The organism is Vibrio sp. 10N.247.310.17 (assembly GCF_041466605.1).
Taxonomy (GTDB): Bacteria; Pseudomonadota; Gammaproteobacteria; order Enterobacterales; family Vibrionaceae; genus Vibrio; species Vibrio tasmaniensis_A.
Genome location: NZ_JBFSTC010000093.1, coordinates 1 through 11,550, shown reverse-complemented (window position 1 = coordinate 11,550; position 11,550 = coordinate 1). Strand labels below are relative to the sequence as shown.

The following is an 11,550-nucleotide window of genomic DNA, read 5'->3' as shown; positions in this document are numbered from 1 at the left end:
TGTACCCGTTTGAGCCACCGACTGTGGTGCTGAACTTTCAGGGCGTGAGTTCGTAGCTACAGTGTCAGAGGTCTTCGACGTCTCTACCGTTTCGGCTGATTTATTATCAGGAGCTACCTCTTGATTGCTTTGAACTTGGGTATGCTGATTATTACTGTCCTCTGGCTGTAATGGGCTACTAGGTAATGCGCTAACAACCATTGAAGCTAGTTTGGAGAAACCTGTTTGATCATTGCCTTGGGTTTGTTGTGTCGTTGTTTCCTTTGAACTATTTGCCTCTGTTGGTTGAGCATCAGGTTGGGTGTTTTCTGTTGAAGCAAGCATCTCCTCTTTCTCTTGCAACGACGTAATTGCCTGATTAGCGGTCATTTCACCTGAACTTACAGCATTGAACAGTTGAGATCCTTCTTTTACAGAAATCGTATTACTGTCAATGGAGTCAAAGATTTGTGATTTCTGTTCGTCACTCATACCACTGTTCTCTGATGCCTCCATAAGTGCCAAGCTTTGCGCTGCAGTTTCAGCGAATTTTGTCATTGAACTTGGTACTGGTGACGGCTCATTTGACGGTACAGAACCCGGCATTGCTGTGTTCGCTACGGTGTCATTAACACCCGTTAATGGAGTTGTTCCGTTAGATTGGCCCTCTTTAATTGCAGCTTCATTTTGCTCTTTACCTGTCGCTTCAAGTTGTGACAACTTCACTTCATTCGGTGTATCTTTAGCTGCGTGGTAAGCTTTCTGGTGTTCGGCCCCATCCTCTGTTCCAATCTGCAGATAATGTTTAGATAACAATTTGCCATTTACGACATCGTAATTCTTATTGACCTCAGATTGATTTGATAGATTCGAAACTTGCTCATCAGTAAGGGATGTACCAAGTGTTGAAGCAACATGAGCAACGTTGTTGTAATCAATGTCTCTGAACCCGTCCTCAGAGCCACCCATAAACAGTTTATAGTCCTCTAACGCTTCCATGGTGTATTTGCCCGATGCAAGTCCACCTACTTCTTTGGCAAATGACTCATCCTCAGCCATTTCCGTTCTTAGTTTTTCTATATTCCCAACCGCATTATTGTGATGCTTGATTTCAGTGTCACTGAGTAGCCCATCTTTATTGAGCGTGTTCTCATCACTGGTTAACGCGATCACAGCGGCACCATACACACCTTCGGAATTAGTGGTGAGTCCAAAATCACGAGCACTTGGGTTAGTCGCAATTTGTGGTCTTGTTAATAAATCACCACCTTTATTCAATGGTGATTCTAAGTGCTTCATATTTTCTGCGGCAGGTTCTGATAGCTGTTGCGCTGTCGCAGAGTGAAACTGAGAAACTAGCCCCGCTGCAACGTCATTTACTAATCCACCAGCATCTTTCGCAGCACTCTTAACTTCTTGAGAAATTGGAGTTGGATTAACTGTATCAGTGGCAGTTTCAATGGCCTTAATCTCATCTGTTTTCTCAGGCGCAACTTTTGATGCATTGGCGCGAGCCTTATCAACATTGTCCCCGTGCTCTTCTTTGATATTTTTGGTGGTCAATAATGTACCAACCTCATCCAGTCGCTCATCTCTTGTTTTCTCAAAGCCTTGCTGGTGTCTTTGAATTTCTTCCGGAATGCCTGCTACGGCTGAGTTGCTGGTGGTATCTTTCACAGACCCTAAATTGTTACTCATCGTGGCAAAGTTTTTCGACATATCATTAAGTGCTTTGTCACCAATCAAGAAGTCGGCTTCATTGAATTTCTGCGAGATATCCATCAAGCCAGATTTCATTGAATTCATGTCTTTAGCGTTCGCCACTTCTTGATATTGATTAACCATTTCACTTGAGAAAAGTACTGCTGCAGCACGACCCACATCTCCGTGATAGTATTTAGATGCATCACGTTGTATTTGGAGGTTTCGGGCTTGAGCATTGGCCTCAACGACTCTACGCTCCTCTGGGTTCATGTTGGCCATCTCACTTTCGGTGTTATAACCATTAGCCACCCACTCTTTAAATTCCTTATTGTTTGCCGCATTTGTAAAATTGGTTGAATAGTTTTGATTCAAACCTTTTGCAACACCCAATGCGTGACTCGTCGTTTCTTGGAATTGTTTCGCAGCTGTATAACTTTTCAGGTCTTGAATAGCATTTTGTCCCGTTTCGCCCCAACCTGTCGTTCTTGAAAGACCATGAACCTTTTGAATCGCTTCTTGACTGGTATATTGAGCACTGGTGCCGCCTTGTTCACTGGTCACGTAACCTAAGCTTGCCTGCAATGCCTCTGCCTCACGTTCCGTAAGGTTAAACCCGCCTTCTGCGTTAACCTGAACTCGGCCATCAAGACCAACCGCAAAGTCACTTTTGCTTCTTGAACCCACTCGGTCTGTTTTTCCGGAACTCTTGTCATTACTCTTAGTGTCAGTAACTTGGACTCTTTCTGCTTTTGAATTGCCCTTATCTTCTATGTGGCTGGTTCTAGTCACGGGGCCACGTCCGTGTCGTCCTGCAGCCTGAGAGCCCCCCTGCGTATTCGACATTGTTTTATTACTTTGTCCATTACTGTATTGGGTAGAGTCAGAAGCTTGAGTCGACGTCTTTGCACTCTCAGAGGTTTGCTGTGTTGAATCCTCTCCACTTCCCCAACCGAAATTTCCGCTACCCGAGCCACTACCACCCATTACTAACTTACCCATCAATTGAGTAATTTCTTGAGTATCTAGATTGGTGTTTTTCTGTAAGCCTTCACGCACCTGTGATGCAAATTGAGCATTTTCAGAATATTGATGACTATCACTACCGTTCGCACTTTTTCCTTTTTGAATCTGCGTCATAAGTTGAGAAAGCTTGCCCCATGACTGTTGATGTGAAGCTTGGGATGATTGAACTCGCGACTCTGCCATACTTGATGTAAGGGACAAGTTACTTGTCATATTCGACATACCACCGAGTGTTGGCATGTTTTGATCTTGAATTTGATTTGTTGAATGAACCACACCGTTATCACCCATAGTCCAACTGTGATTACCCATTCTGAGTGAACCATTTTTGGCACCAACTGCAATATCTGGTGCGACAGCACTAGGATTAACATGTGCGGTTCCCCCGATCTTGCCAGCCATACTCACGGTTGCGTATTCGCCACCTTTCAAAAGCATATAAGCCAACATAGGAACCATTGTCGTCATGTAAGATGCGGTCGCTATATAACTTCGCGCTTCGGAATAGAAATTGGACAATCCCCCTATGGTGTATGCTGTTTGCTCAGTGATCGACGTTTCCAACGCATTTTGAATAGACCAATCGAGATAGAAGTTAATCAGAATCATCACAAATGGATACAATCCAACTAACACTAAGAATCGCATGTATGACGCGGCGATCTTAAAGCCCCCTTCACCAAAGATGATAAAGAAGGACATAAGTGGTGCAGCAAACCACACGAACGCTTCAAAAAATGAGATGGTGGCAGGGGCCATTTCAAGCCACAAGTTTCTGTCACCTGCCATAGTGAAAAGACGCTGTTGTTTCGCTTGATATTCCATAGCGTCAACAAGTTGGCCTCGTGCAGAATGACTAGCATCTAACCCCATAGCGTTCTTTTTGACGTGATAATCAAGGAAGTTATTCATTTGAAATGTGTAGCTGTCCATTGATGCAGAGCCCAACTGCTGAAGTGCAGAGCTTACTTGTGTCGCTGAAATGCCTTTCGCTTCATTTAACTCATCGAGTCCGTCGGCTAATTTCGATTGGTCATTATCAATGTACGCGCTCAGTGCAGTGTAAGCGTCTTTACAAGACATGAACGACGGTTGACCTTCAAGGTACATGTCGATGTACCAAATCGTTGAGCTCACCTCCATCGCGGCCCAAGCATCGACATTCGTCAATACATTGCCAACCTTCGCCTCTTGATAGGCTCCACCAACTTCCATGTCTTTGAACAAACAGCCATTCATGTAACTGTCTATGCTGCGTATGAAATCACTATCTGCATGTCCAATAGTACGAATATTCGGACTATTTACAGACCCTTCAATCGCCACCAGCGTTCTAAGTGCGTCTAAGTGTGTGCCTGAGTTCTGAGGCATCACAAAGATGTCACTCAAAATATCGATAAATGCGATAGGTACTTGAGTCGTTACAGCCCCACCTATCGCCAAACCAACAGGAATGTCAGTAAAATACGCTGAATCACCCGTACCAGCATGTTCGACTACAATGTCGACCCTCGGGTAGAAACACAGCATCCAGATAAGATAGCCCTTGCACACTGTTCCTAAGAATTCACCACCAACCTGACCCTTTTCAAAGAATTGTTTGAAGGCTGCAACGAAGAAGGAAAGAACTAATCCAAGACCGAACAAGTAGTTAGGCTGTCCAAAATCACCTGTTGATGGATCGAACGCCATCGACAAGCCAAGGAAAACTTGTCTAGCCCAATCAAAATTACCAATGGTATATATCAGAAATTCCATGACTTAGTTCTCCATACTCTTCTCGACTAACATATGCAAACGGTTCTTAGAGTCTTGTTGTTCATAGTGGCGGTCCACAATGTCCATCTGTATGTTCAACATTTCTCTTGCTTCTTTGATGTATGCTTGGGCATTAGCATCGCTGTCGGCTTTAGCCGCGATTGCGACCGCATCTAAATACGCACGAGCAGACGCGAAAAATTGCATCGCAAAGTTGTACGCGTATTCATTAGCAATTGCCTCGTAGTAACCTTGGACCTCTGAACTTTTTCGGTATTTGGTCGCGAGTAAAGCTATGTAGCCATATACATCCATACCGCCACCCTGAATCACAGCTTTTTGAGTAGGACCAAAATCATTCGCACCGCGAGCACCTGTTCGATAGACCTCTAATACGCCTGCGGTCCCGTCTGTCGTTCCGTCCAACGCTTCTAAGAACTGTTTGTTCAACGGCCTCCAATCAATCGTTTCTTGAGTAATATCGAGACATTTAGAGCTGGCCACCGTATCTGGGTTGCCGTCATTACACTTGAGCCTTGTCACTTGCTCTTGAGTATCAAAGCCACCAAAAGCGATATCTATCAGAGTCAACGTCGCTGGTACGGGAGTTGTCGCAATTGAAGAAGTTTCGACACCTTGGCGGTCAGGGTTAGTGTTATCAGCAACATCACGGATTTCTGTCCCAACTAGCGACATGACGGTTTCCGAAAATCTAGGGAAGAAGTCAGCGGCACCAACATTCATTTTTGATGTTCTCATGCCGTTGATTAGCAGGTTACCTGTCAGTAATTCCTCACCATTCTGAACTTTTTGGGAGAGCTCAAGCAATGAAGTGCCTGGGACCATGTTTTGAAACCAATCAGCTGAATCTGTCGCAACGCCAGTTGAGTTTGCGACTTGACTGATTGCCAAAGTATCTCGGATTGATTGTTCATATGGGCCGACCGCGTTGGCCATTAATGCCTGACCCGCTTCACATGAGTTCTTGAAAAATTGGTTCCATTCATCCATCGCTTTTTTCAAGGCTTTGATGTTTGCAGCACACGTCGGACACAGAGCATCTAAAGCTAGGTTGAAGGCATATGACGCACTACCCGCTGCAATTTGTCTCATTGAGTTTTGAAGCATCCCAGTTAAATCTTTGATCATTGAAAATGAACCGAGATTAAGGTCGATGCCGTTGCATCCGGCTTTCATCGAAGGGCCTTGAAAGTTCACGATATTTGGATCATGACTCTTAACACGGTATGAAAAAGAACCGAGTGCGATGGCGTTTTTATTACTGGTTTCGTAGTCGACAATACCATGACCTGTCGAGTACCCATTGAAGACGTCTTGCATTGGGTTGGCCAACACATTGATAGAGCATGTCAGCGAGGCGGCAACGATAAAAGACCTAATACGTTTCATAATTGATTGCCTCCTGCGCTTGTGCATTGACATTCTTTGTCAAACTTTTCTGTTGGTCTGATTCAGGCGAAGGGATAAACGGCAACACATTAAGTACCAACTCCTTCGCAATTTCGTAGCTGTCTTCAACCACTACTCGCTCATAAAACTGATATTCACTTGGTTCTAGAGTTTCAGGGTCAATAAGGTGAAGCTTGGCGAGTTCGTAGCTTGCTGACTCTGCAGAGCTATAAGCGGTCAAAGCTTCAGGGACCTCAAGAACGAGCGCTTCATAACGCAAAACTGGGAGCAAGCTTGAATAGAAATTAAGTAGGCTGACTTTCAACGCGTTGATGTCGCCTTTATTCGACGTAATAGCGCCAAATAGCCGCTCGTAATCGGGCATTTCTACTATTTGTCGAGTCGTCGATTGATGGGAGTTGGTAGTGTTTGATGACGTAATCACGGGCTTTTGTGACTCGTTAGCCATCACTAATGTACTGAATGTCAGTAGAACCACTGGTATAAGCTTCATGACCATATCCTGATAGAGAACTAGGATTAGTGTTACTTAACGCCAGTGCAAAAAATTCAAATAAGGAGCCTTTTTTCGGTAATTAACGTGCAACTGATATAAAAAAGCCTGCTCATTAACTAATGAACAGGCTCCATTTAACCGCGATAAAGTTAGTAACCTTGCTGTGCCTTGAGGTTCGATTCTAAGATTTCAACTAGATAGTTTGCGTCTGTTAAGGCTCTTTCTTCATCAATATCTTCAAATCGTGTAATTTGCTGTAGTGACTCAACTGCCGACGCGTCGTTAAATTGTTCTTCTGAAATAACATTGGCCGTCTTTGCCTGAATAAGAACCAATCTGACTATTTCACTTTCAGTCACAATGCCTTGTGAAATGGGCGCTACGAACTCACCGGAATTACCAACTAAAAACAAAGCAGGCACTCTTTGAACGCCTAGCTCTTTATACTTCTGCTTGGTATCCGGTTGATACTCAGGAAACATACCATTTTCCATTGGCGCTAAATCGATGCTGATCGCATTTACATTAAAGCCATATTTGCTCATGAGGCGTTGGACAATGGGTGCTTGGCGTTTACAGTAATCACAAGTGCTCTCAAAAAAGAACCATAACCCCGCTTGTTTTGCTACTTCTTGAACCACTTCCTGTTCTGCACGATTCTTAGCTTCATTCTTAGCATTAAGAGCAAAACTCGATGTTGGCCTTGCTTGTGTTTCATCAAGAAGAGGGTTGTTGATGACATCTTGCATCCACGCTTCCCTAAAAGCAGTCGCCTTGTCCATAATCACACGTTGCATGTATCGGGCTCGTTGGATGTTCTCCGGAGTAGGGTCATTAATTGCTTCACCAACAAACTCCATAAAGTGCGCTCGAATCCATTTCGTCGACATAGGTTCAGGACCAGATTTTGCTGCACTTGGAGGGGCAATAGGGACTGGTGGAGGCACGGGCTTTTTGAGTTCTTCTGGTTCAGGCTCCCCATAAAAGTGCCAACCTTGAGCGGCACTTTTATCATTGACGAAATTTGCATCTGCCGTCGCGGTAGCTGCAAATGCAAGGGCGCATAACATCGATAAGCCTAGATAGTTCGATTTCATAATCTATACCTCAGCGGCTTTGGCTTTACGACGATTTCTCGCTCTTTCTGCACGACAGTGAGCACAACCAGTACCAGGTCTTTCAGTGTGGCCAATATATTTTGTCCCACACTCACATTTGAAAATGTGAATCGTACCGTCACCGATACGATGAAGGAGTTGAACAAATCGATTGAAATTCACGTAAGCACGTATGTCTTCACTCGATTCATCAAATACTCTTGCATAAGCATCAAGCATCTTGTCGATATTGTCTTGAAGCGGCAACTTCACTGATGGGTCATTGGAGAGGATTGAATAATAAGCCCAAAGCTTATTCGAGATGGGAAACGCTTCCGGTACTTGATGAAGAAAGCTCGCATCTTTACCCATTCTTGATTTTTTAAAGTCTGTCTGCATTCGGCCAAGCTCATGTTGAGCAGACTTAGGCACTGAACCTAAAAGGTCTTTAATTGTGGCTGCGTTTGCACCAAAGCGTACAAGATCGAGTGCTCGCGTCTCCAATTTCAGCGCCATTTGAGACGCTGTGGATAATTGTATCTCGGACATATGACTATCCTTTCAAATTGTGAACAGACTGAATTTAGATCATATCGGTCAAGGTACGCATACGAATGCGTTCTACGCCGACATTGTGACTTTTAAATTCATGAGTCTCTAAGGCATTCAACATCTCAGCTTCAGTACCTTCGTGAAATACGAAAGGATTGATACCGGCAGATGTGAACCTGACAATTTGAAACAACTCAAAACTAGCAAACTTAGTGATTTCTTGTTGAGTTGCCATTAGCTCAATCATCGCAGAATGCGGATCTGTTTGAGCGAGGTTGTGCATTGCGAGAATTAGTGATTGGCACTGAAAACTCATCTCATCGGTAGAAGGTGTAGATTCAGAAGTGACATTGAGATAAGCGTTCAATCGTGTTCGATAATTTTCAAACTGGCCTGTTTCAATTGCGGTATTAAGAACCGATAAACCTGTTTGTTTGGTGCAGCCAGAACGTAATGGGGCAAGGGTAAAGATATGATGCTGCGTCTCTGCAAACTTCTCTAGAGTATCGGGCTCGATACTTATAAATCGATCTACGTCGATGTTAGTCAGAAAGTTAATTTGAGCGGAGCATTCTCTGTTAGTTAAAACAGATTGGTGTGCAGCTGACAATATGCGAGCGGAAATTGCACGCACGGCTGCCATGTGGCCTAGACGTTTCATAAGTAAATCTTCCATGCTTTTTACGCAGTTTGAGCGATCCCAACATTGACCTTTCAAACACCTTACTAAGCTCACCACGAGCGTTGTTAGGTTGCGTTTACAGTATTGACGTTGTGTTCATTTATACGAAATTACGAATTCCATAATACGCAATTTGTTTTAGTGAACTCTTGGATTATTGCATAAATGTATAAAATCACAACAATGATTACAAAAAAACATACACATTCTCAATATTAAGTCTTGACTTATTGCAAATGTGCTATGCGAAAAATCAACTGATTAATCCGCTTGAAGTCAAGTTATCAACCAGTTCCGTAGATACCAAATCTGCTGGGTCTGTCTGTGGTGATTTAGCTTCAGGTATCTGTGGAGAATTTTGGGAAGAACCTTGTTCGTTGTTGGTGTTCACGTTACCCAAAAATCGATTAATAATTGCTTCACCAGATTGGTGATATAACAGTCCCAATTGGAAAAGAATTGGTAGTAACCAACTTCGGTTTTCACAATGATTCAATTCGCTCAACAAAACTGGGAAATCACGTTTAGATATTCTAAATCGCTCATTAACCTTCTCGCCGTTGAACGGCATTGTAAGCTCAACTTGTGATGATATCTTTTCCCAGTTTGAATCGTGCAATCGCTTAATCACTGCGCCTTTGTTTAGTATTCGTCGCAACATGATGCGCTTAAACTTCGGACTATCGGGGATCTCGATAGCTCCCCTTTCCACCCAAGTCGACAGGTTAACATCGATACTATTACTCATAAGCTACGCAACCTTGTTTGAATTAACACCCGCGATTTGTCTAGCTAACTCAGCAAAACCAAGGCATACAGCAACTTCATGTTTCTCGACTAACTTCACAGTATGTCTCGGAAATGCACGTTCTAGCGCTCTCGCGAAATCTGGAGCTGGACCACCAGAAACAATAAACTCTTGTATGTCTGATGCTTCACCAAGCATGTTAGTAAGCAAATCGACTGCTTCATTGCACAAACTGTCAATCAGCGGCAAGCAGTCAAAGACACCATCAGCGACAGGGAAGTCATACGCTTCAGCAAATATTTCAAGCTTGTTCGTGTTGAATGCTTTGTCTACCAATTCGGTGCCGATTGATGTACCCAAAATTTCAGACAGGTAGGTGCTCAGGCTTCTGAGAATTTTCCCCTGACCTAGTTCGAATGCCTTTGTACGTTCTTCGTCGATTGTAAGCCCCGTAGAAGTCAAGAAGTCGGTTGTTCCATAACCTGGATCAACAGTAACTCTCGCTCGGTTCCCAAGCGCCTCCATAATCCCGCAGTTCATTTTCTTTGCTTCTGACTTTGCATGATAAGTAAGTGCGCCAAGTGGCTGCGGCAATACATGTGCCTGTTTGACTCGGATCACTCGCCCATCCACATGATGTTCACCAATCATAAAATTGAGTAATTCATCTTTACGATCAAGTTGGTTTAATGGAAGACCAGCCACCAGCAAGTCAATGCAATCCGTTTTTAATAGACTTAAGCCACCGATAAACAGCGCCTTGTAAGCCGGACTTGAGATGTAACGTTTATTAAGAAGTCTTTCGTTGGCGTCAGCTGCTTTTGACAAAACTCCCGGCCCCACTTCATAACTACTTCCGTCAATGTTCACTAAAACCGTATTTCGCTGAGTTGTGCCAAACGATTCCAGTCGCTTCAGCTCTGTAGGATTCACCTTTACAGCTCTTGATGGGAAGCAATGGTAATAACAGTGATCGCCTGTTATTTCAGATGCAACGCAGGTGGTTCCAAAGCCTACATCTATCGCTGCAACTTCCAGTTGTTTGTTCATAATCAATCACTCCGATCATTTGTCTTGATGTCAAACCTAGTGATACACAAAAATTGATGATGGTTTAGCAATTAGTGAGGGCATTTTTCATGTTTATTGTTAGCTGTTGAAAAATATCGTGCATGAATCGAATAAAATTGTATTGCGTATGAGGAAAATCGAGATGCTTGGGAAATATTGATAAACACCGTAATAAATCGGTTAAGGAATGACATTTGTAGAAACAATTGAAAAAAATTGCATAACATCGTTTCCATTTTGGTGGGATTGGGAATTGTATGGGAAGATTTGCTCGTTCTTGAAATTAATTAGCCAGAAATCGAAAATCATTACTCAAAAGAACGCCCATCAACCGACATACACATTTTGAGTGGTTCTGTTAATCCTTATTTTCAACGACGCGCCTTAACGAAAGTAATCTAGTTCTGATCTTCACTGCTAATCAACCACCATAAAACGACAGTTCGTTCCAGAATTTGGCATCACCGTCCCTACATATATCAATGGTGGTATCAAAATTCGATTAAAATTAAACCATCAGAACATTAGCGCCTACTAATAAACAGGAGGTCCGACACCCCCCTCAATATATGTAGGGAATTTGAAAATAAGGATTTTATGAGAGTGGTGGTCATATCTCCTACATATACATGGGGTGGTATCAAAAAGAAGAAAAAGCGACTGGTGACAACGAAAATTCACGCGAAAATTCGGCCTTTTGTCATATATTAGTGGTGGTGTACCACCCTCCGTATAGTAGTATTATAAAGGGGGAGCTAAAAAAAAGGCTCCCGCCAAGGGAGAGGTCGCTGGCGCATGGCAATTTAGAAAAGAGCCTGCCCGAGAGTTAATCATTGACCGTGACACCCTAAGAATCAGAATTGACCCTGCCCGAGCATCTTTCATCGACCGTGACATCCTAAGAATCAGAATTGACCCTGCCCGAGCATCTTTCATCGACCGTGACATCCTAATAATCAGAATCGACCCTGCCCGAGCATCTTTCATCGACCGTGACATCCTAATAATC

General features: G+C 43.4%; 8 protein-coding genes. All 8 read right to left on the bottom strand.

The genetic code is table 11. The features are described from left to right. On the bottom strand, nucleotides 1-4,464 hold a 4,464-nt coding region (locus AB6D80_RS20235), incomplete at its 3' end, for a conjugal transfer protein TraG N-terminal domain-containing protein (RefSeq protein ID WP_372189411.1). A 3-nt stretch (nucleotides 4,465-4,467) separates the two neighbouring features. After that, complete coding sequence (locus AB6D80_RS20230) at nucleotides 4,468-5,874, bottom strand: conjugal transfer protein TraH (RefSeq protein WP_157939204.1); 1,407 nt, start codon at nucleotides 5,872-5,874, stop codon at nucleotides 4,468-4,470. Continuing rightward, nucleotides 5,861-6,388: a hypothetical protein gene (locus tag AB6D80_RS20225; RefSeq protein WP_086715044.1), complete on the bottom strand. Its 528-nt coding sequence runs from the start codon at nucleotides 6,386-6,388 to the stop codon at nucleotides 5,861-5,863. The genes AB6D80_RS20230 and AB6D80_RS20225 overlap by 14 nt, the downstream gene beginning before the upstream one ends. A gap of 152 nt (nucleotides 6,389-6,540) precedes the next feature. Further along, the gene (traF, locus tag AB6D80_RS20220; RefSeq protein ID WP_086715042.1) at nucleotides 6,541-7,488 is read right to left on the bottom strand and encodes a conjugal transfer protein TraF; all 948 of its coding nucleotides are present in this window, start codon (nucleotides 7,486-7,488) and stop codon (nucleotides 6,541-6,543) included. A gap of 3 nt (nucleotides 7,489-7,491) precedes the next feature. Next, on the bottom strand, nucleotides 7,492-8,037 hold the full coding sequence (locus AB6D80_RS20215) for a hypothetical protein (RefSeq protein WP_081231361.1): 546 nt from the start codon (nucleotides 8,035-8,037) through the stop codon (nucleotides 7,492-7,494). A 34-nt stretch (nucleotides 8,038-8,071) separates the two neighbouring features. Next, entirely contained in the window at nucleotides 8,072-8,701 is a 630-nt protein-coding gene (locus AB6D80_RS20210; RefSeq protein ID WP_086715038.1) for a hypothetical protein, read from the bottom strand. 274 nt (nucleotides 8,702-8,975) lie between these two features. Then, the gene (locus tag AB6D80_RS20205) at nucleotides 8,976-9,470 is read right to left on the bottom strand and encodes a hypothetical protein (RefSeq protein ID WP_102367713.1); all 495 of its coding nucleotides are present in this window, start codon (nucleotides 9,468-9,470) and stop codon (nucleotides 8,976-8,978) included. A gap of 3 nt (nucleotides 9,471-9,473) precedes the next feature. Beyond that, nucleotides 9,474-10,520: a ParM/StbA family protein gene (locus AB6D80_RS20200; RefSeq protein ID WP_086715034.1), complete on the bottom strand. Its 1,047-nt coding sequence runs from the start codon at nucleotides 10,518-10,520 to the stop codon at nucleotides 9,474-9,476. Between the last annotated feature and the right edge of the window lie 1,030 nt (nucleotides 10,521-11,550).